23 protein-coding genes are annotated in these 20,375 nt (G+C 64.8%); 10 read left to right on the top strand and 13 right to left on the bottom strand.

Annotated features, from left to right (window positions below):
• The first annotated feature begins 15 nt into the window (after positions 1-15).
• The 3 genes from ACVIHF_RS23765 to ilvC all read left to right on the top strand — a co-directional run bounded on the left by ACVIHF_RS23765 (position 16) and on the right by ilvC (position 2,677).
• Positions 16-891, top strand: coding sequence for an EamA family transporter (locus ACVIHF_RS23765; protein WP_057015046.1), 876 nt, complete (start codon positions 16-18; stop codon positions 889-891).
• A gap of 7 nt (positions 892-898) precedes the next feature.
• Positions 899-1,507 carry a LysE family translocator gene (locus ACVIHF_RS23760; protein WP_092089957.1) on the top strand — a complete coding sequence of 203 codons (609 nt, stop codon included), beginning with the start codon at positions 899-901 and terminating at the stop codon, positions 1,505-1,507.
• 150 nt (positions 1,508-1,657) lie between these two features.
• A complete protein-coding gene (gene ilvC / locus ACVIHF_RS23755) occupies positions 1,658-2,677 on the top strand; it encodes a ketol-acid reductoisomerase (protein WP_018272993.1) in 1,020 nt (339 codons plus the stop codon).
• Between the two features lie 155 nt (positions 2,678-2,832).
• On the opposite strand, the gene ACVIHF_RS23750 is transcribed toward ilvC, so the two are convergent.
• On the bottom strand, positions 2,833-3,939 hold the full coding sequence (locus tag ACVIHF_RS23750) for a DUF2336 domain-containing protein (RefSeq protein WP_168857165.1): 1,107 nt from the start codon (positions 3,937-3,939) through the stop codon (positions 2,833-2,835).
• A 193-nt stretch (positions 3,940-4,132) separates the two neighbouring features.
• Positions 4,133-5,152: an adenylate/guanylate cyclase domain-containing protein gene (locus ACVIHF_RS23745; RefSeq protein WP_253607603.1), complete on the bottom strand. Its 1,020-nt coding sequence runs from the start codon at positions 5,150-5,152 to the stop codon at positions 4,133-4,135.
• A 212-nt stretch (positions 5,153-5,364) separates the two neighbouring features.
• Between ACVIHF_RS23745 and ACVIHF_RS23740 the strand changes: the two genes are divergently transcribed.
• Positions 5,365-5,598, top strand: coding sequence for a hypothetical protein (locus ACVIHF_RS23740; RefSeq protein WP_076824274.1), 234 nt, complete (start codon positions 5,365-5,367; stop codon positions 5,596-5,598).
• 12 nt (positions 5,599-5,610) lie between these two features.
• Here the strand turns inward: ACVIHF_RS23740 and ACVIHF_RS23735 are convergent, their stop codons facing one another.
• Positions 5,611-6,231 carry a hypothetical protein gene (locus ACVIHF_RS23735; RefSeq protein ID WP_456792640.1) on the bottom strand — a complete coding sequence of 207 codons (621 nt, stop codon included), beginning with the start codon at positions 6,229-6,231 and terminating at the stop codon, positions 5,611-5,613.
• Between the two features lie 107 nt (positions 6,232-6,338).
• On the opposite strand from ACVIHF_RS23735, the gene ACVIHF_RS23730 reads away from it, so the two are divergent.
• Both ACVIHF_RS23730 and ACVIHF_RS23725 read left to right on the top strand, forming a co-directional pair.
• Positions 6,339-7,046 (top strand): TetR/AcrR family transcriptional regulator, encoded by a 708-nt coding sequence (locus tag ACVIHF_RS23730; RefSeq protein ID WP_310880645.1) that lies wholly within the window; start codon positions 6,339-6,341, stop codon positions 7,044-7,046.
• 171 nt (positions 7,047-7,217) lie between these two features.
• A complete protein-coding gene (locus ACVIHF_RS23725; RefSeq protein ID WP_057015052.1) occupies positions 7,218-8,930 on the top strand; it encodes a sulfatase-like hydrolase/transferase in 1,713 nt (570 codons plus the stop codon).
• 99 nt (positions 8,931-9,029) lie between these two features.
• Here the strand turns inward: ACVIHF_RS23725 and ACVIHF_RS23720 are convergent, their stop codons facing one another.
• The 3 genes from ACVIHF_RS23720 to ACVIHF_RS23710 all read right to left on the bottom strand — a co-directional run bounded on the left by ACVIHF_RS23720 (position 9,030) and on the right by ACVIHF_RS23710 (position 11,737).
• On the bottom strand, positions 9,030-10,589 hold the full coding sequence (locus ACVIHF_RS23720) for an ABC transporter permease/substrate-binding protein (protein WP_456792639.1): 1,560 nt from the start codon (positions 10,587-10,589) through the stop codon (positions 9,030-9,032).
• Complete coding sequence (locus ACVIHF_RS23715; RefSeq protein ID WP_253607606.1) at positions 10,586-11,374, bottom strand: ATP-binding cassette domain-containing protein; 789 nt, start codon at positions 11,372-11,374, stop codon at positions 10,586-10,588. The genes ACVIHF_RS23720 and ACVIHF_RS23715 overlap by 4 nt, the downstream gene beginning before the upstream one ends.
• Positions 11,375-11,521: 147 nt before the next feature.
• Complete coding sequence (locus ACVIHF_RS23710) at positions 11,522-11,737, bottom strand: hypothetical protein (RefSeq protein WP_016844293.1); 216 nt, start codon at positions 11,735-11,737, stop codon at positions 11,522-11,524.
• Positions 11,738-11,967: 230 nt separating this feature from the next.
• On the opposite strand from ACVIHF_RS23710, the gene ACVIHF_RS23705 reads away from it, so the two are divergent.
• The 4 genes from ACVIHF_RS23705 to ACVIHF_RS23690 all read left to right on the top strand — a co-directional run bounded on the left by ACVIHF_RS23705 (position 11,968) and on the right by ACVIHF_RS23690 (position 14,324).
• Positions 11,968-12,804, top strand: coding sequence for a hypothetical protein (locus ACVIHF_RS23705; protein ID WP_026193124.1), 837 nt, complete (start codon positions 11,968-11,970; stop codon positions 12,802-12,804).
• Between the two features lie 112 nt (positions 12,805-12,916).
• A complete protein-coding gene (locus ACVIHF_RS23700) occupies positions 12,917-13,627 on the top strand; it encodes a hypothetical protein (protein ID WP_456792638.1) in 711 nt (236 codons plus the stop codon).
• A gap of 39 nt (positions 13,628-13,666) precedes the next feature.
• The gene (locus ACVIHF_RS23695; protein WP_456792637.1) at positions 13,667-13,936 is read left to right on the top strand and encodes a DUF3551 domain-containing protein; all 270 of its coding nucleotides are present in this window, start codon (positions 13,667-13,669) and stop codon (positions 13,934-13,936) included.
• 115 nt (positions 13,937-14,051) lie between these two features.
• Entirely contained in the window at positions 14,052-14,324 is a 273-nt protein-coding gene (locus ACVIHF_RS23690; protein ID WP_016844297.1) for a DUF3551 domain-containing protein, read from the top strand.
• 24 nt (positions 14,325-14,348) lie between these two features.
• On the opposite strand, the gene ACVIHF_RS23685 is transcribed toward ACVIHF_RS23690, so the two are convergent.
• Genes ACVIHF_RS23685 through ACVIHF_RS23655 form a run of 7 tightly spaced genes read right to left on the bottom strand, consistent with a single transcriptional unit; the run spans position 14,349 to position 20,285 of the window.
• Positions 14,349-15,548, bottom strand: a complete 1,200-nt coding sequence (locus ACVIHF_RS23685; RefSeq protein ID WP_456779598.1) for an FAD-dependent monooxygenase — start codon at positions 15,546-15,548, stop codon at positions 14,349-14,351.
• A gap of 10 nt (positions 15,549-15,558) precedes the next feature.
• Entirely contained in the window at positions 15,559-15,954 is a 396-nt protein-coding gene (locus ACVIHF_RS23680) for a hypothetical protein (protein WP_225162579.1), read from the bottom strand.
• 23 nt (positions 15,955-15,977) lie between these two features.
• A complete protein-coding gene (locus ACVIHF_RS23675) occupies positions 15,978-16,172 on the bottom strand; it encodes a hypothetical protein (RefSeq protein ID WP_310880637.1) in 195 nt (64 codons plus the stop codon).
• A 42-nt stretch (positions 16,173-16,214) separates the two neighbouring features.
• Entirely contained in the window at positions 16,215-16,808 is a 594-nt protein-coding gene (locus ACVIHF_RS23670; RefSeq protein WP_310880636.1) for a 3-phenylpropionate/cinnamic acid dioxygenase subunit beta, read from the bottom strand.
• A 32-nt stretch (positions 16,809-16,840) separates the two neighbouring features.
• The gene (locus ACVIHF_RS23665; protein ID WP_310880635.1) at positions 16,841-17,647 is read right to left on the bottom strand and encodes an SDR family NAD(P)-dependent oxidoreductase; all 807 of its coding nucleotides are present in this window, start codon (positions 17,645-17,647) and stop codon (positions 16,841-16,843) included.
• Positions 17,644-18,993, bottom strand: coding sequence for an aromatic ring-hydroxylating oxygenase subunit alpha (locus ACVIHF_RS23660; protein WP_057015061.1), 1,350 nt, complete (start codon positions 18,991-18,993; stop codon positions 17,644-17,646). The genes ACVIHF_RS23665 and ACVIHF_RS23660 overlap by 4 nt, the downstream gene beginning before the upstream one ends.
• Positions 18,994-19,049: 56 nt before the next feature.
• Positions 19,050-20,285 carry an ABC transporter substrate-binding protein gene (locus ACVIHF_RS23655; protein WP_456792636.1) on the bottom strand — a complete coding sequence of 412 codons (1,236 nt, stop codon included), beginning with the start codon at positions 20,283-20,285 and terminating at the stop codon, positions 19,050-19,052.
• Between the last annotated feature and the right edge of the window lie 90 nt (positions 20,286-20,375).

Genomic DNA, 20,375 nt, shown 5'->3' with positions numbered 1-20,375 from the left:
AAAAGAAGAACAACAATGAAGCCGGCCGATGTTGGCATCGCCGTCATGGTCGCGGTGATCTGGGGGCTTGCGTTCGTCGCAAGCCGGATCGCGCTCGATGAGTTCTCGCCGGAGCTGATGACGACGCTGCGCTTCGCCATCGCCGCGCTGCCGTGCCTGTTCCTGCGCAAGCCCGGCGTTTCCTGGCCGCTTCTGATCGCGATCAGCTCAACGCTGTTCCTCGGCCAGTTCCTCGCACAGGCCTTTGCGATCGCGCATGGCGTTCCCGTCGGGCTTTCCAGCGTGATCGTGCAGAGCCAGGCGCTTTTCACCATCGCCTTCGCCGCCCTGGCCTTCGGGGAAATCCCGACACGGAGCCAGGCAATCGGCATCGCGATCGCCGCGCTCGGCCTGCTGATGATCTGCGGGACGGTCGGCTACGACTTCAGCGTCGCCGCGTTTGCGATCATCATGATCTGCCCGATCAGCTTCGCGATCGGCAATCTTCTCCTGCGGCAGGCGAACGGCGCGCCGATGTTCGATCTGTTCGCCTGGCTGTGCCTGTCAGCCGCGGTGCCGCTCGCGGTGCTGACCTTGATCACGAACGGCCCGCAGCCGACCTGGCATGCGCTGACCCACATGTCGCTGACCGGGCTCGTCTGCATGCTCTGCCTCGGCGGCATCTCGACCAGCATCGCCTACTGGCTGTGGGGCCGGCTGCTGCGGGATTATCCGGCGGCGCAGGTGGTGCCGTTCGCGCTGCTGGTGCCGTTCGTCGGCTCCGCCGCGTCGAGCATCGTGTTCGGCGAGACATTCGGGCCGCTGCGGCTGGCCGGCATGGTCACCGTGATCGCCGGCATCGCCGTGATGCTGCTGTCGAAGCGGCCAAAAGCTCTGCCGAAAGTCGCGTGAGGGCACCATGTCGAATTCGCTGCTGTTCGCCTTTGTCGTGTTCGCCGTCGTGATGTTCTTCACGCCGGGCCCCAACAACATCATGCTGCTGTCGTCGGGGCTGACCTACGGCTTCCGCCGCACGGTGCCCCATATCGCCGGCATCACGGTCGGCTTCGCCTTCATGGTCGGCGCGGTCGGCGTCGGGCTGGGGACCGTCTTCATCGCCTATCCGGTGCTGCAGACGATTCTGAAATATGGCGGCGTCGCTTACCTGATCTATCTCGCAGCCGTCATCGCCATGGCCGAGCCGCCCTCGGCGGACAAGGACGACAGGGGCGGCCGCGGCCCGATGACGTTCTGGGGCGCCGCCATGTTCCAGTGGATCAATGCCAAGGGCTGGGTGATGGTGATCGGCACCATCACGGCCTATGCGGCGATTGCCGCCTTTCCTTGGAACATCGCGATCCAGGTCGGCCTGAGCCTGATCCTGGGCACGGTGTCCTGCATCGTCTGGGCGCTGTTCGGGACCGCCCTGCGGCCGATCCTGACCTCGCCCCGGGCGATCCGCGCCTTCAATGTGGTGATGGCCATCCTGCTGCTGGCCTCGCTCTACCCGGTCTTCATGGACGCATGATGCCGCACCGCGCCATGCGAGATGAGGGTTTCCCCTGAGGGGGAAAATGCTCTAGACAACGCCGGAAATTCGCGGGCGCCCGGCGGTTCTGACCTTCCGAAAGCCTGATTCATCGGCCGATTTTGGCCCCCTTCAAACGAGGAAACCACGATGCGAGTTTACTACGATCGCGATGCCGACCTGAACCTGATCAAGGGCAAGAAGGTCGCCATCGTCGGCTACGGCAGCCAGGGCCACGCCCACGCGCTGAATCTGAAGGATTCGGGCGTCAAGGAAGTGGCGATTGCGCTGCGCAAGGGTTCGGCCTCGGCCAAGAAGGCCGAGAACGCCGGCTTCAAGGTGATGGAAGTTGCCGAAGCCGCCAAGTGGGCCGACCTCGTCATGATGCTGACCCCGGACGAGCTGCAGGGTGACATCTATCGCGAGCACCTGCACGACAACATGAAGAAGGGCGCGGCGCTCGTGTTCGCCCACGGCCTCAACGTGCACTTCAACCTGCTCGATCCGCGCGCCGACCTCGACGTGCTGATGATCGCGCCGAAGGGCCCCGGCCACACCGTGCGCTCGGAATACCAGCGCGGCGGCGGCGTGCCCTGCCTGATCGCGATCGCCAAGGATTCGTCGGGCAACGCCCATGACCTCGGCCTCAGCTATGCCTCGGCGATCGGCGGCGGCCGCGCCGGCATCATCGAGACCACCTTCAAGGAAGAGTGCGAGACCGACCTGTTCGGCGAGCAGGTGGTGCTCTGCGGCGGCTTGGTCGAGCTGATCAAGGGCGGCTACGAGACGCTCGTCGAGGCCGGCTACGCGCCCGAGATGGCCTATTTCGAGTGCCTGCACGAAGTGAAGTTGATCGTCGACCTGATCTATGAAGGCGGCATCGCCAACATGAACTACTCGATCTCCAACACCGCCGAATACGGCGAGTACGTCACCGGTCCGCGCATCGTCACGGCCGAGACCAAGGCGGAGATGAAGCGCGTGCTGGCCGATATCCAGGGCGGCAAGTTTGCCCGCGACTGGATGCTGGAGAACAAGGTCAACCAGACCTCGTTCAAGGCCACCCGCGCCAAGCTCGCCGCGCATCCGATCGAGGAAGTCGGTGCCAAGCTGCGCGACATGATGCCCTGGATCAAGAAGGGCGCGCTGGTCGACAAGAGCAAGAACTGACAGGCGAGGCCTGTCATTCCGGGGCGGTCCGCAGGACCGAACCCGGAATCTCGAGATTCCGGGTCCGCCTCTTCGAGGCGCCCCGGAATGACGCTGTGATGAAAAAGGGTGGGCGCGTTGCCCACCCTTTTTCTTTGTCGCAGAGGCGCGGAGGCCTAGCCGGCCGCCATCGGCTGCTTCTCGATCCTGTTGTGCAGCTGCCAGAACCGCACCGTGCGCTGCGCGGTTTCCAGCGAGAGCCGGCGGTAATCGCGCTGCGCGATCTCGAGCGTCGCATTGTCGAGCGGCAACGGCAGCGGCCGCTTGCGCAGGATGCTTTCGACCGTCGGCCAGTTGAGCCGCGCCGAGCGGCACGGGATCAGGATCAGGTCGGAGCGAAGGCCGAGCATCAGCCGTTCGATCATCGCGATCGGCATGTCGTTGAGCACGGCGAGCGCGACCGTGACCTCGTCGAGCTTGCCCCCTTCGGCGAATTTGTAGACGGCCGCATCGTCGAGCTCGTTCAGCTGCTTCATCAGCTTGACCAGCTCTTCGGCGATGCCATAGTTGCGGCGCGGCGCCGCGGCCTCTTCCTGGGCGATGTCGTTCAGCACCTGGCTGATCTCCTCGCGTGCCCTGGGCGACGCGATCGAGAGCAGGCGGGCGCGCACAGTATCCTTGGCGCGCTGCAGCAGGTCGCGCAGCAGTTTGGCCGGAATGTCGATGCGCAGCCCGAGGATCTCGACCAGCTCGTCGTCGCCTTCGGCGCGGGCGACGATGCTGGAATAGCCGTTGTCGGAGAACTGGGCGCCGGCGTTCTTGGCGAGACGCCGGATCACCTTGTCCTCGCCGCGGTCGATGATCACGTCGGTGACGGAAGGCGGCAGGTTTTCCCGCGCGGAGATCGCGAACAGGTGGTCCTGGCCCTTGCTGCTCGCGATCTCGCGCAGGGCGTCGTTCGAGAGGCGGCTGGAGTGGGTCAGTACGTCGCCGGCGACGCTGATGTCGTCGTCCCAGGCGAGGTGCTGGATCACCTCGAACGGCGCATAGTCGAGCGGTGCGAGCCGCTTGCTGAGCTCGGCCCGCGCACGCGTCTCGACGCGCGCGACCAAGAGGCAGAGCACGTCGTCGAACACCTTGACCTGTTCATCGTTGAGGCGGTCGCCGTCGTTCAGGAACAGATCGGTGACCTGCCGCAGCGTCTGCACGCGCTTGGCCGATGTCCCGTCCCGGACCGCATCCTCGAGTTCGGCGATAATCGATTGTGACGCCTGTTGCGCCATCGATGGGCAACCTTGTTTTTGTTGAATGACACCTGTTTGCGCACCATGCGGGGCGCGGTCTTACACCTGCGTTAAGGTGGAATACGGTGCAAATACGGTGTGCGTCGCATCCTTAACAGGCTGCGACCCGACTCGATTCAATGCGCGCTTTCGGCTCAGCGGAAGCTGATGCCGGTGCATTTTAAGAGATCGTTTAGGACGATAGGCGCCGCGCGACGGAAAAGATGTCGATCGACGCTGCTCGTCCGCGCAATTGCGTCGAGCCGAGCGGCTCGACGACTAAGTCCCGGTCCGGCGGCAGCAGGCGGAGCAGGTCGCCCGATACCAGCAGCGGCCGGCCGGCCTCCTTGCAATGCGCCTGCAGCCGCGCCGTGACGTTCACGGTGTCGCCGAAATAGGCGATCTGTCGCCGCGAGTCCCCGCATTCCGCGATGACGACCGGACCGGCATGCATCCCGGCCCTAAACGCGGGCACCACGCCGAACTCCTTGCGATATTGATCGGCCCGCTTGGCGAGGCGATCCTCGATCGCGAACACGCAATCGAGATACCGCCGCGATCGCCCGTCGGCATTGGCCGGCCAGGTCACGATCACTTCGTCGCCGACATAGGCGTGGACTTCGCCGCCGTGCGACACGATCGGCTCGTCGATGTCGAAGAAGAAGCGCGTCAGCAATTCCTGCACGCGCAGCTCGCCCATCGATTCCGCTAGCGTCGTCGAGCCGACCAGGTCGAGAAACAGCAGCACGCGCTCCTCGCGCACCGGCTGCCGATAGCGTCCGAGCACGATGCCGAGCAGCGTGTGCCCGCCGATCATCCGGACCAGCTCGTAGATCGTCGTGATCGGGATCGACAGCAGCAGGCCGACGCCAATGATCTTCAGGAAGGTTTCGCGCATCCACTTGGCTTCGAGCCCATGCCCGTAAAGCACGATTTCCAGCACGATCGCGGCGGCCGCAACGGTGACGGCGAGGATCACAGAGCGGCCGATCAGCTCGACGATGAGTGATTGCCGTCGCAGCCAGCCACCACGTGCGGCCAGATAGAGATGCGTCGCCCAGACGATCACCGTGAGGGCTGCGCCGTCGAGGGCGCTGCGCACATAATTCGAGACGGAGGCCTCGTCGGACTCATCGAACGCATAGCGAAACAGCCCACCGACGAGCAGGCCGAACACCGCCAAGACGATCACAGGCGTCACGGCGCGCCGCATGGTCCCCTCCATGCATATGAAATATCCTGCGCGGACCGGGAAGGCCAGCCGCGGCGCGGCCGGCGGTGGACGGGATGCATCGCGGCGGCACCACGTATGCTGCGACGACAAGATCGATCGAACAGGCATGCGCAGCATGACCGAAGCCCGCGCTAAGGAACTGGAGAATCTTGGCCATCAGTGAGCCATCTTCCGGAGTCAGGACCGAGGTCATGACTGATGGAAAGAGCCAGGACGAATTGACCCGACTTGCGGATGAGGCGTTGCGCGCCCAGCCCGGCTGTGAGACCGCGCGCGTGCCGGCGATCGCCGGGCTGCCCGATGCGCAGATCGGACGCAACTGGGAGATTCCGAACGTCGTGCTCGGCGACAGCCTGATCAGCGACGTCGACCGCGCGGTGCTATCGGTTCATCGCCAGCTCGGCCGCAAGTTTCACCTGGTGTAAGGTGGCCCGATCTTAGCTCGCCTGCGCCTGACGTGGCGCGGGCCGGCCGGCCATGCTGATCATCCTGAGCGCGAACACCGCAGCGAGCGGCACGAGGAATAGCGCGTAGAGCGGCATCTCGGGAATCCGCTTGCCGAACGAGACCATGAACTGCAGCAGCAGATAATAGCCGCCGATCAGATGCAGCCTGCGCCAGGCGCGCGGGCCGAGCAGTGCAGCCGTGCGATCGAACGAAGTCGCGGTCAGCGCGATGATGGTGAGATAGCCGATACCGCCGAAGACGTAGGAGACGATCGAGGTCGCGGCCGCAAAGCCGGGCGGATCGAGCATCGCGAAGGCGGCGATCGCGACCGCATGGATGGCGTGCGAGGCCGCGAAGGTGAAGCCCAAATAACGGCGGTTGCGGCGCTGCCAGTGCGTCCAGGCGTTCGGCCACAGCCGCGCCAGCGCCGCCGCCGAGAAGGCGAGGCAGAAGAACAAGAGCGAGGTCCGCGCCGTGAAGCGGATCACCATCCGCACGCCCTCGACCTCGAACTGCCGCATGGCGGCGATCCAGATCGAAAGCCCGATCAGGGTGAGCGTGAGCAGGCCAAACAGCCGCCAGCCCTCGAACCAGTTGCGATGCGTCGCCATATCCCGCCTCCCGTTTATGTAATCACCAGTTACATTTCGTGCCCGCGCGCGGTCAATCCGTGTAATCATCGCTTACATTCACAAGCGGGTGATGCTAGAGGATCGCCATGCGCCGCCCCGCCAAAAGCCCGCCCACCGGCCGCCGGCCCGCCAAGCCGCGTCCGGTCGCGACGCGGGCGCAGGCGGCCAGGCCGTATCACCACGGCGATCTCCGCCGGGTCCTGATCGATGCCGCCATGCAACTGGTCGGCGAGGGCGGGCCGGAGGCGGTCAGCGTCCGCGAGGCCGCGCGCCGCGCCGGGGTCTCGCCGGGCGCGCCGTTCCGGCATTTCCCGAGCCGGGACGCGCTGATGAATGCGGTGGCGGAGGAGGCGCAACGCCGCTTTCGCGCCGAGATCGAGGCGGCGTTGGCCGAGGCGCCGTCAGGTGATCCGCTCGGCCGCTTCCGCCATCTCGGGATCGCCTATCTGCGCTGGGCGATGAAGAACCCGACCCATTTCGAGATCATCTCCAGCCGCCGCTTCTTCGACCACGACCGCTCGGCCGCCGTCTCCGGCGACAATGCCGAGTTGATCGGCCTGACCGAGCGCACGCTGGTGGAGGCATTATCAGCTGGCCAACTCGGGACGCGCGACCTCAGGCAGGTCCAGATCGCCGGTCGCGCGCTGGTCTATGGCTTCGCGCGGATGCACATCGACGGTCATTTGCCGCGCTGGGGTGTCGGCGATGCGGAGGTCGAGCAGATGGCTGCCGACATCGTCGATCTCTTCATCGCGGGTATCGCTAGCCACGCCGCGCCGGCCGCCAAAGTTTAAGGCACGCGCGCTGCCTGCCGCGGCCAGGCCTGGGCAGGCAAATTCATTGCGCGTTCATGACGATTCAATTACGGTTTTGTGACGCGGCCCAGACACCGGCTGTGCCGCATGCCTCCTGGCCGTTGCCAGTCAAGGCGGTGGCATTGCGCCGGGTTGTATTGCGTCCCGCCCATGGCGCCCGCGCCTCAGCAGAACTCCTCCGTTGCCGCACTGGCCGGCGGTCTTGCCGCGCTTGGCATCTGGCGGTTGATGGCGGTCGCGGCACCGCATTTCGGCGCGCTGATCCTGATGCTGCGCACCGAGACCGATTTCGGCTCGCGGCTTTGCTTCCTGCTCACCTGGGGAATCCTGAACTTCCTGTTCATCGCGCTGCTGCGCCGGCCGGCGCTGTCGGGCGCGCTGTCGCTGACACTGGTCGTGGTCTTGGTGCTGCTGTCGCGCTTCAAGCACGACGTGGTGCAGATGACCGCGAACTTCGTCGACCTGATGGTGATCGACCGCGACACCGCGGCGTTCCTGCTGACGATCTTCCCGAGCCTGCGCTGGTCGATCATCGGTGCCGGCCTCGTCACGCTGCCCCTGATGTACGCGCTGTGGTGGCTCGATCCGTTCCGCATTCGCCGGCTGCCGGCTGCGGCGGCCTGCCTCGCCTGCACCGCGGCGCTCTCGGGTTATGCCTTCGCCTGGCCGGATGAAGCCTGGCGCGGCTATTACGACGACGGCTACCTCTCGAAGTTCGCGCGCTCCGGCGTCACGGCCGTGTCCGATTTCGTCGCCTACGGCTTTATGGAGTCGGATCCGACCGCGAGCGATCAGCTCAAGATGCCCCTGGTCGATGCCTGTCATCCCGCCGGGCGGCGGCCGAACATCATCATGATCCATGATGAATCGAGTTTCGACATCCGCGCCGCCTCCGGCGTCAAGGTGCCGCCGGGCTATGGCAGCCAGTTCAAGTCCTACGACGGCGTCGCGCGCAAATTCCTTGCCGAGAGCAATGGCGGGCCGAGCTGGTTCACCGAGTACAACGTGCTTGCGGGATTGTCCTCGCGCTCGTTCGGCCGGTTCTCCTATTTCGTCACCCGCATCGCATCGGGGCGCGTGGAGCGCGGCCTGCCGTTGGCGCTGCGCCGCTGCGGCTACGACACGCTCTCGCTCTATCCCGCATTCGGCGCCTTCATGAGCGCGCGCAACTTCCAGACCACGACCGGCATCCAGCGCTTCTACGACGCGCATGACCTGCATGCGAAGGATGTCGAGCCCGACAGCTTCTTCTACGACAAGGCGCTGAAGCTGATGGCCGAGCAGAAGACGTCAGGCACGCCGCTGTTCGCCTTCGTCTATCTCGCCGCCAATCATTTCCCCTGGGAAACCAAATTCCGTCCCGAGTTGCTGCCGTCGTGGAAGCGGCCGGGCAATACGCCCGCGGTCGACGAATATCTGCGCCGGCAGGCGATGAGCGCTGGCGACTATGCCGGCTTCGTCGCGGCGCTGAAGAAGAAGTTTCCGGCGCAGCCTTTCCTGATCGTGCGTTACGGCGATCATCAGCCGGAATTCTCGCCGCAGCTGCTCGATCCCGATCTCGACGAGGCCGGCATCGGCAAGAAGCTGATGGATTACGATCCGCGTTATTACGCGACCTACTATGCGATCGACGCCGTCAACTTCGAACCCGTGAAGAGCCCGGCGGTGATGGACACGATCGACGCCGCCTATCTGCCGCTGGTGATTCAGGAAGCCGCGGGCATTCCGCTCGACCCGTCGTTCGAGGAGCAGAAGGCGATCATGCTTCGCTGCAACGGCGCATTCTATTCCTGCAAGGACGGCGCAGAAGCACGCCGCTTCAATCGCCTGTTGATCGACGCGGGGATCATCAAGGGATTGTGAGACGTCGTCATTGCGAGGAGCGTAGCGACGAAGCAATCAATCTTTCCTCGCATGCGGAGAGGTGGATTGCTGCGCTTCGCTCGCAATGACGGCGAGAGGCTATTTTCCGCCGACCTTCCCCCACAGCCAGCGCGCCACGGCGTCGGGCGACGATGATGCGTCGTTGCCCGACGCGCGCAAATTCGCCTCGCGCATCCCGGCGATATCGATCTTGCCGAGCAGCGGCCGCAGCGCCGCCTTGAGCGCCTCGTCGTCGCGCCGCTTTGGCGACAGCAGGACGATGGCGTCATAGGGCGGGATGGCGTGCCTGTTGTCCTCGAGCGTGACAAGATCGTATTTCGCGATCAGTCCGTCGCTGGTGTAGCCCGCGATCACGTCGACCTCGCCGGAGGCAACCGCCGCATACATGAAATCCGGCTGCATCTGACGCTGGGCGCGGAACGTCAGCCCATAAGCCTTCTGGATGCCGGTCCATTCCGGCCGCGAGAAGAATTCATAGTCTCCGGCGATCGACATCGTCGCCGCGCGTGACGCGAGGTCGGCGATCGAATGGATGCCGAGCTCTTCGGCGCGCTTCCTCGGCATCACCAGCGTATAGGCATTCTCGAAGCCGAGCTCGCCGAACAGCGTGATGTCTTGCTTCGCCAGCGTTGTCTGCAATTCGCCCAACAGATCGGCGCGGGGCTTGATGTCAGTGTGATGGAACTGGTTGGCCCACAGCGTTCCGGAATAGTCGACATAGACATCGATATCGGCGGCCGCGAGCGCGTCGAAGATCACGTTGGAGCCGAGGCCGGCGCGGGTCGTGGCCGGAAGGCCGGCCGCCTGTAGCCGCTGCGCGATCAACGCCGACAGCACATATTGCTCGGTAAAAGTCTTGGCGCCGACCACGATGCCCGCATGCGAGCGCGCGATCGCGGGCACCAGCGTCGTCGCGATCAGGGCGGCAATACCGAGCCCGCCGAGCGCCGTCCGGATGCGGCTGCGATTGCGCAGGCCGTTCTCGATCAGCGCCAGCAATTGGTCAACCACAAGCGCGAGCACGGCCGCAGCGAAACAGCCGAACAGCACGAACACCCAGTTCTGGGTCTGCAATCCCGCGAAGATGTAGTTGCCGAGGCTGGTCTGGCCGATCGGCGTCGACAAGGTGGCGGTGCCGATTACCCATACCGCCGCGGTGCGGATCCCGGCCATCATCACCGGCAGCGCCAGCGGCAGCTCGACCATGGTGAGCGATTGCCGCGGCGTCATGCCGACGCCCTGGGCGGCTTCCAGCACCGCCGGATCGACCCCGGACAGACCGGTGATGGTGTTGCGCAACACCGGCAGCATCGAATAGAGCGCGAGCGCCAGCACGGCGGGCAGGAAGCCGAAGGCGGAGAAGCTGAAGCCGAGCCACGCCGCGGTCAACGCGGCGAGCGCCAGCAGCAGCGGATAGAACAATGCGAGCAGCGCGAGACCGGGCACGGTCTGCACGATGCTGGCAAGCCCGAGCAACGTCGTGCGCAGCACCGGCCGGTTACGCGCGATGATCGCAAGCGGCAGGCTGATCAGGAGCCCGAGCGCCAGCGCGGCGACGCTGACCCGCACATGATTGCCGAGATAGTCGGGCAGATGGGAAAGCGCCTCGCTCCAGCGCGGATCGGCTGATAGAGTCATGCCGTGTCGCCCCGCGGCAGCAAAGCGCCCAGGCGTTCAGCCTGCCGCCGCGGCGTGTGCATCAGTTCACCGACATAGCCATCGGTGCTGGCCGAGAGTTCCGCCGGCGTGCCCTGGGCCAGCAGCCTGCCGCCGCGCATCACCGCGACACGATCGGCCAGCAGCAACGCCTCGGTCATGTCGTGGGTGATCATGACCGTGGTCAGGCCGAGCTCGCGGTGCAGCGTTCGATAATCGTCGCCGAGCGCGTCGCGGGTGAGGGGATCAAGCGCGCCGAACGGCTCGTCCATCAACACGATGCGCGGCTTCGCAGCCAGCGCACGCGCGACGCCTATGCGTTGACGCTGGCCGCCGGAGAGTTCGTGCGGCAAACGCTCGCGATATTGTGAGTTGTCGAGCCGCACAAGGTCGAGCAGTTCATCGACCCGCGCCGAGATTTCCGCCTGCGTCCAGCCGAGCAGATGTGGCGTGATGCCGATGTTGTCGGCGACGGACAGATGCGGAAACAGCCCACCGCTCTGGAAGACATAGCCGATGCGGCGCCGCAGCAGGATCGGGTCGATGCGGCTCACATCCTCACCCTCGACCGCGATCCGGCCGTGGTCGGCTTCGATCAGGCGATTGGCGAGCCTGAGCAGCGTCGTCTTGCCGGAGCCCGAGCCGCCGACAATCGCCAGGAATTCACCCTCGGCCACGTCAAGCGAGACGTCGTCGACCGCCACCACGCGACCACTGTCAAAACTCTTGCCGACATGCGCATAGGCAATCAGCGGCGTTGCGGGCATTCCGGGGCGACCTCATGTCTCACCGTCGTTAACGACAGTGATAGCCCATAAATTGGACTTTGACTCGAGGCGCGGGCGCCTGCGCGGTGGTTTCGCAGGCTGTTCCGGTCGAAGCGGATCAGCCCCGTCCGGGGCTGTGAGCACACATCACACTTCGTTCTTGGGTACGTACTTGCCCATGATGCATTTATAGCTCTGCAGGTGCCATTCGTGATACGGCCCCTTGGCGAGCCAATCGGCGATGCCGATCTGCGCATTCACTGCGCAGGCGCCCATGGTGATGCCGGATTGGTCACTCGTGGTGACGACCTTTTCCATGCAGAGTTGAGCATTGCAGAGGATGGCGACGAGCGTAACGAGCATGACGGCCTTTATCAGTGGGGTTAACCCGGTCTGACCCGAATCATGCAGGGTTCATGCCACTATCAGCAGCTCTGGCGTCGCAGCCGACAAGACCGGGAAAGTACGGCCGGAGCGAATCGTCACGGCCGTCAGCGCGTAGCCGCACGCCCGTAGATACGCTATAGTCGCTGCCCAACTACGGCGTGAGATCGGGGCAAGCGAGGAACGTTGCGCGGTCGGGGGCTGCATCGATGATGACGTTACCTGAGTTGGCGGCAGGTGCTTTGGAGAAGTTTCTCGCCACGCATGTCAGCCGCACCTTCGGCGCTTCGCAGGCGCGCTTCGGCGAACTCCTGCCTGCCGCCGCGCGCATCGCGCTGGAATGCATCGGCAACAGCGACGCGCTCTACCACAATGTCGAGCACACGATGCTGGTCACGCTCGCCGGGCATGACATCATCCGCGGCCGCGCGCTGCACACCCACGTCACCGCCGAAGATTACACCCACACCATCATCGCCTGCCTGACTCACGACATCGGCTATGTGCGCGGTCTTTTGAAAGGCGATGGACCCGATGGCTACGTCATCGATGCCTCCGGCAACAAGGTGGTGCTGCCGCGTGGCTCGTCGGATGCCGGCCTGATGCCGTATCATGTCGACCGCTCGAAGCTGTATGTGCTCGACAGGCTCGAGGCCGTCCTTCCACTCGATCGCGAGCGCGTCGCGCGCAACATCGAGGGTACGCGGTTTCCGGCGCCCGAAGGCCAGCAATATGACGATGAGGCGTCGATCGTCCGGGCGGCCGATTTCATCGGTCAGCTCGGCGATCCCAACTATATCAGGAAGGCCAACGCGCTCTATCACGAGTTCGAGGAGGTCGGCATCAACCGCCAGCTCGGCTATGAGTCGCCGGCCGATATCGTCGACCGCTATCCGCAATTCTACTGGAACATGGTTGCGCCGCACATTCAAGGCGCCATCAACTGCCTGAACATGACGGCAAGCGGCCGCCAGTGGATCGCGAACCTCTATAGCAACGTGTTCCGCGCCGAGCGCGAGGTGACGCTGTCCGGCCCGCAAATCTGACGCCGCGGCCTTTCAGCACGGATTGTGCTGCGTTCCCCAGCCGTTCGCGTGGTGTCCACATTTAGGCCTGCTTCGTCGTTGCACAGTCCATGGAAATCAGCGACCTTGCGCCATGGACCCCTCCAGCGACCGTGTTTTCGACCGTTTCAGCATGATCTCCCGTTTCGCTCAATTGATTGCGGCTGCCGTTCTCTGCTGGCCGGCGCTGGCCGTTGCCGCCGGTCCGGTCTACGACGTCGACCTGTACGCGTTGATGTCCGGCACTTGCCGCAATGTCACCGTTGCGGGCCGCAGCTACACCTGCAAGGCAGTCGCTTACTTCCACACCCTGCGCGGCCGTTCCGAATTCACCGTGGTACTCGACGATCCCGCCGACAAGAGCCACATCATCTCGTTCTCCGGCGAGAGCACCGAGCGCACCCAGGACAATCTGTTCGAGCTCGCGGTTGACCGCATGTTGCTGAAGTCCAGCGACCGCCCGCGGGTGGATGGTCTGCCGGTGCCGCTGGTCGAGATGTCGACGGGCTCATGCCGTCAGGTCGGAAGCTTCATCACGCGGCAGGTGTCCACCATCACCTGCGCCGCCACCGACCAGAACGGCAAGAAATACGAGCTGAGCTTCGAATCGGACGGCTCGCCGATGACGTTGCGGCGGTTGCGGCAATCGACGCTGCCGTCCGAACGGCAGCGGGCGCGCCAGATCGCGCAGCTCGAATGCCGTCTCAAGGCGCGCGCCGCGCAAGTGCTGCCGCGGGACACGACGGCCTTCATGATCCGCTGCCTCGGTGAGGGCGACGACAAGCCGGCCGACGAGCAACGATAGCCGCGCCCTGCGTTCCGGACCAGGCTTGAGGAGAATTCGATGCGCTTGAAATTCATCATCGCCGCCCTCGGCGCTGGTCTCGCCGAGCCCGCCGCCGCGCAAATGTACGATCCGAACTATCCGGTGTGCCTGGAAGTCTATGGCGGCAGGCTGACGCCCGAGTATATCGATTGCAGCTACACGTCGCTTCCGCAGTGTCAGGCGACGGCCTCGGGGCGCTCCGCGACGTGTTCGGTCAATCCGTTCTACAAAGGTCCGAAAAAGCCGCCAAAGCAACGGGGGCAGCGACAACGCCAATCCGCCAACTAGCGCGCTCAGGCTTGCCGCCTGCCGTTGCTCAAGACTGTATGGCCGTCGTGTCCCCAGTGCGGTTGACTAACTCCGGCAGTTGTGAGGAAACGGTCCGAGCAATAAGGAGAATCCGATGCGCCTGAAACTTTTCGCGATCGCTGCGTTCGCGGTTGCGCTGGCCCGACCTGCCGCCGGACAGGCCTATGATCCGAACTATCCGGTCTGTTTGCATCTCTACAACGGGCCGATGGCCGGAGACCACATCGATTGCAGCTACACCTCGATCCCGCAGTGTCAGGCGACCGCATCGGGTCTCTCTGCGATGTGCATCGTCAATCCCTTCTTCGCTCCTCCGCCACCACCCCCGGAACGTCCGGTGCGCCGCGGACGCCATCCCGTTCAGTGAGGCGGGCCCGCGAAACTCGTCCCGTCAAAGCGGCACACGCAAGGCATCGTAGGTGAACAGCCAATCATAGCGCTCGCGCACCCGGTCCGGCTGCCATTCGCGCGAGACATAGGCGTCGGCGCCTTCGGCGTCGGCAAGCGCGGGATTATGGAAGCGCCTGGCATTCTCGGCCGACTTCACCACGATCGCGTTCGTCCGCGTCAGCCGTGCGGTCTGGTAGCGCTGCAGCGCTTCCTCGGGCGGGAAGCCTTCAAGACAGCGCGCCAGCACCATGCCGTCCTCGATCGCCATGTTGGCGCCCTGGGCCAGGAACGGCAGCGTCGGATGCGCGGCGTCGCCAAGCAGGCAGGCGCGCCCGACGACGAAGCGATCGAGCGGGTCGCGGCCGAGCAGCGCCCATTTGTAGGGAATATCGAGGCTCGCGATAATGGTGTGGATCTGCGGATTCCATCCGGCAAAGGCTCCGCTGCAGGCCTCGCGCGTGCCGCGTTCGGTCCACGATTCGACCGACCAGCTCTCACCCTCGAAGATACCGACGAAGTTCAACAACTCGCTGCGGCGAACCGGATAGGTGATGACGTGGCCGCCCGGGCCGATCCAGTTGGTGCCGACGTCGCGCCTGAGCGGTGACGGTAGCCGTTCCATCGGCACCAGTCCGCGCCAGGCGGCCACGCCCGAAAAGAACGGCTTGGTGTCGCCGCCGATCTGCCGGCGAATTGCGGAGTGCACGCCGTCGGCGCCGACCACGACGTCGCCGCGCCGACGCTCGCCGTTGGCAAAGTCCAGCCAGATGCCGTCGCCGTCCTGGTCAAATCCGGTGCAGCGGCTGCCGAGATGCAGCCGCCCCGGCGCCCGAACCGTGAATGCGTCGACCAGCACGCGGTGAAAGTCGCCGCGATGCACCATCCAGTAGGGCGCGCCATAGATCGCGCGCGAGGAGGCGCCGAGGTCGAACAGTTTCCAGGTCCGCCCGGTGCTGAACAGCCTGATCTCCTTGCCCGAGGGCTCGCAGGCGATGGCCTGCATCTCCTGCTCGAGGCCGAGCGCGATGAGGACGCTGGTGCCGTTGGCGCTGAGCTGGACACCGGCGCCGAGCTCGCGCAGCTCGGACGCCTGCTCGAAGATCTCGACTTCGATGCCACGCTGCAGCAGCGACAATCCGGCGACGAGACCGCCGATCCCGGCGCCGGCAATCAGGACCTTTGGCTTGCGGTCTGTACTCACGCGAACACCGCTATCTGCGCGTGATCAGGAAGTCGTCGGTGAATTCGCCGCGCGACAGCTTGACCGGGATCTCGCCGACGCTGCCGATCTCGACGATCTCCGAGCCGGACTTGTTATCCTCAGGGGTTAACAGCTCGATGCGCTCGGCGATCCGCTCCGCCTGCCAATCGGTCAGTTTCCAGGCAAACCGGCCGCCGAGATCGCGCATGCCGAATTCGTCGTCGGCAGGCGCTAGCACCAGCGCGTCGCGCGAGACGGCACCGGGAATCCGCTCCGCGACGGCAATGGTCTGCGGGTCTTCGGCAAAGCGCCGCAGCAGCATTGCCAGGGCGGCGAGATCGGCAGCTTCGCCGAGGAACAGGAACAGCGGATGAAAATCGCTCGGCATGTATTCAAATCGCAGCATGATCGTCGGTCCGTTGACTGGGACTACTCGCTGAGCACCTTGATGACGTCCTGGGCGTGGCACAGCTCCACCGCGCCAACGTCGGCGGGCCGGGCAGGGCACTCCAGATAGCGCACCTGCAGCCACTGGCCATCGTCCATGTTCTCCACCACTTCGGCGACGACGCCGGCCTCCAGTTTCAGCCGCGTCCCCACCTTGATCGCCATCACGTCAATCATCGCTACCCCTGCTACGCTTGGCCCACTCGGAATTGGCCTCGTTCAGAAGAACGTGGTGAGATTCTTGGCCAGCAGGATGTTCTGTTCAAGCAATATCTCGCGCCGCGCGATCTTCCAGCCATTGTCGGTCAGGCGCAGCGTGTCGTTGCGGCGGCCGACGAAGATGTAGGTCTCGTACTCGACGCGGTTCTGGTAGACGAGGAAGCGGCTAGTGACATCCAGCTCGCGCGCCGCATCGATATCCGGCTGCGCGCCCTTGATCTGCGCATTGCTGACCATGTGCGTGATGCGCGACAGCGGCTCCTCGGCATAGTGCACGCCGGTCAGGATCTGCTCGACCCGCTTGGTCAATGTCCACTTGTCCTCGTCGAACCAGCTGATGCCTTCGCCGCGTTTGGTGTTCTCGCGCGCGGCCTGCTGGCCGAACTTCACGTTGCGGCGGATCGGCATGAAATAGCTGATGTCATCGGTGAGTAGCTCGAGCCAGTCGCGGAAGCGACGGTCGTCGAGCAAATCGGCCTCATGATAGTAGAAATCCTCGACATCGGCCTTCAGCCGGTAGTAGGCCGCCGATCGCTCGATCGCAGCGTTGCCGGCGTGTCGTTGTTGGTCCTGATCCTGAACGGTCGTCGTCATCGCTATCTCCTCATCAGGCATCGCAGGGGTTGTCAGAGCGCCGGCTTGGGCGGAATCGGTCCGCCCTGCTGGGCGAAGCAGCCGACATCGATCACGGTGCCGGACAGCGTTTCGGCTTCCGGCGACAGCAGGAAGGCGACCACATTGGCGATGTCGTCACCGGCGGCGACGCGGCCCGCGGCGGTGCCCGGCGCGCCCTTGCCGAAACGCGCCGCATCGCCGCCGACACGACCGAGGCTCATGCCGCTGACGATGCCGCCGCCGCCGGGAATCACGGTGTTGACGCGAATACGCTGGTGGAAGAAGTCGTAGGCCATCGCTGCGCTCAGCGCGACAACGCCGCCCTTGCTTGCGCTGTAGACCGCCATGTTCGGCTTGCCCCAGCCGGCGCCGGAGCCGACGTTGACGATCGAGCCGCCGCCTTGCGCGATCATGTGCGGGATCGCGGCGCGGCTGGTCAGATACGGTCCCTTCAGGTTGACGGCGATGATCCGGTCGAACAGCGCCTCGTCGGTGTCGAGCACCGTGCCGAGCGGGCCGATCGCGGCGTTGTTGACGACGCCGTCGATGCGCCCGAACCGCGCCATCGTGTGCGCGACCACCTTGGCGACATCGCCGGCCTGTGACACATCGGCTTCCATCAGTTCGGCGGAGAGCCCTTCGCGATCAAGCTCCTGGCGCAAGGCCGGAATGGCGTTCTGCGCGGTACTCGAGACCTGCGCCGCCTCGAGACCGAAGGCGACCACCGCGTGGCCGCGCCGCGCAAGGCCGAGCGTGATCGCGCGGCCGATGCCGAAGGTGCCCCCGCTGACGAGGACGGTTTTTGCGGGCGCGGTCATTCTGCGGCCTGCCGGTTGCCAGCGGGTGATCCGAGCAACTCGTGCCAGTCGCCGCCCTGCATGTAGGTGGTCCAGCGGCGATAGAAGCCGCGCGCGATCTGCTCGGTGACTTGCGTCGAGACATCGCCGCCGAGCGGATGATCGGTGACGTAGGCGCCCATCGACTGCTGATAGTTGAAGGGATAGCGCCGCGCGACCGTGCCGGTGCTCGCCGCGGTGGCATAGAGCCAGTTCTCCATGTCGTCCTGTTCGGTCATGCCGGCAGGGCCGGAGTAGCGCATGTAGTAGCGGCGCAGATATTCCTTGGCTTCCTTCGGCGCATCCTTGTCGACCAGGAAAAAGCGCCAGCCTTCGGTCGAGGTCGGGCTGTGCGGATGCCAGGCGCAAAGTCCGCGCGGCTGACGGCCGTGATAGGAGGTGTTGGGGAAGATCGTGCCGACGAACGGCAGCAGCCGCGCCCCTTCGCCGAGCCGCCGTTTGCGCTCCTCGAAACAGTGCCGGAAGTATTTTTCGAGGATCGGGTTGTCGAGGAAGGACTCGATATATTCATTGGCCTCCGGCTGGATCGCGCTGTGCACGCCATGGCCTTCCGGAAAGCTGATCCAGACGTGCTGTGCCTTCTCCAGCTCGTCGTCGCGGCGGCCCTTCTTGCCGGCGGCAGCGCTCGGCCCGATGCCGATCAGGTCGACCGAGCGATGGCTTGGATTGTGATAGGTGTCGCCGAGGAAATTCTCAGCAGCGAATTTCCAGTTGGCGGGGAACACCCATTTGTGGACGCCGATCACCTCGGAGCCGCCCTCGCGGCCGTCGCGGCAGTCGAGCGCCTGGTCGAGATGGATCTTGGCATCGCCGAGATAGGTGATGAAGTCGGGCGCATCCTTGTCCCAGGTCGCCCAGATCGAGCCCTTGTAGTTGCAGAGCTTCGCCACCGAGACCAGCGAGTTGGCCTCGCGGTCGAGCACCCCGTCATACAGCGTCCGGTGCAGCGGAACGCCCTGCAGCTTGCCGTCGGTGGTGTAGGTCCAGCTGTGATAGGGGCAGGTGAACAACGACGTGTTGCCCTGCTCGTAGCGGCACACCTTCATGCCGCGGTGCCGGCACGAATTCAGAAAGACGTGGATATCGCCTTTCTTGTCGCGGCAGAGGATGACGGATTCCTCGCCCATCCGCGAGGTGTAGAAGTCGCCGGGATTGGGCACCAGGCTTTCGTGCCCGACCAGCAGCCACGCACGGGTGAAGACCTTGTCGAGCTCCTGCCGGTAGATATCGGCATCCACGAAGATCTCGCGGCTGATGAAGCCACCCTTGACGTCAACAAGCTGATCGAAATCGTTGCGAAGCGGCATCGGCTCCTCCTTGATCTTGCATGCGCGACCGCGCGTCGCGGCGATAATGGTGCGTCCTACTTGTCGAGCTTGCAGCCGCCCGTTCCCTCGGGGCGGAAGGCCTTGTCGCCGGGGATGGCCGCGATCTTCTGGTAGTAGTCCCAGGGATATTTGCTCTCATCCGGCTTCTTCACGCGGTAGAGCGAGAGGTCGTAGACGACGCGGCCGTCTTTGCGGATGTGCGCGGGGCGGCCGAAGAAATCGACCGGCAGCTTGCGCATCTCGCCGTTAACCACCTTCGCCTCGTCGCTGCCGCCGGCCTCGATCGCCTTCAGATAGTGGCGCACGGCGGCGTAGGTCGCGGCCTGCAATTTGGTCGGTTCACGCTTCTCGATCTCGATGAAGCGCTTGGCGAAGGCGCGGGTGCCGTCGTCATCATCCCAGTAGTATTGGGACGCGATGTACATGCCCTGCGCGTCGCGCAGGCCGATCGAATGGACGTCGGAGATGAAGGTCAACATGCCGACGATGGTCTGCCCGCCCTGTTGCAGACCGAATTCGTGGGTCTGCTTCACCGCGTTGACGGTGTCGGCGCCGGTGCCGGCCAGCGCCACCACCTTGGCGCCGGAGCTCTGCGCGGCCAGCAAAAAGGATGAGAAGTCGGTGGTGTTGAAGGGATAGCGCACCGCGCCGATCACCTTGCCGCCCGTATCGGTCACCGCGCGCGAGGCATCCTTCACCATCGCGGTGCCGAACGAGTAATCGACCGCGACGAAGAACCATTCCTTGCCGACGCGGCGGCTCAGCTCGCCGACCAGGCCGGCCGACAGTGCGTAGGTGTCGTCGGCCCAATGCGTGACCACGGGCGAGCATTTGTCGCCGGTCAAATCGGACGTCGCGGCGCCCGAGACCAGCGCGGTGCGGTTGCTCTGCGTTGCAAGGCCGGCGACGGCGAGTCCGACCGAGCTCACGGCGAGATCGGTCACCGCGTCGACATGCTCGACGTCGAACCATTGCCGCGCGATTCCGACCGCGACGTCCGGCTTGTTCTGGTGATCCGCCGAGATGATCTCGATCGGCTTGCCCAGCACCTTGTTGTGAAAATCCTCAGCGGCAAGCTTGGCCGCGGTCACCGAGCCCGGCCCGCCGAGATCGCGGCCGCTGCCGTAGTCACCCAGCACCGCAATCCGCACTACGCCGTCCGAGATGCCTGAGCCGTCGGGTGCGGCGTACGCCAGCGGCGCTGTGAGCATCAGCGTGGCGATCGCGGCGGCGGCCCATCTGCGCGAGGCGTTTGTCTCCAGCAATTCCAATCCTCCCGTCGATTTTTCGCATGTCCATCTAGTGGACATTATTCTCATAATTTGCGATACTATCCGCGCGGGCCGATTGGTCAAGCGCGC

It is taken from the genome of Bradyrhizobium sp. USDA 4506 (assembly GCF_054058795.1).
This window is presented reverse-complemented; position numbering and strand designations above follow the sequence as displayed.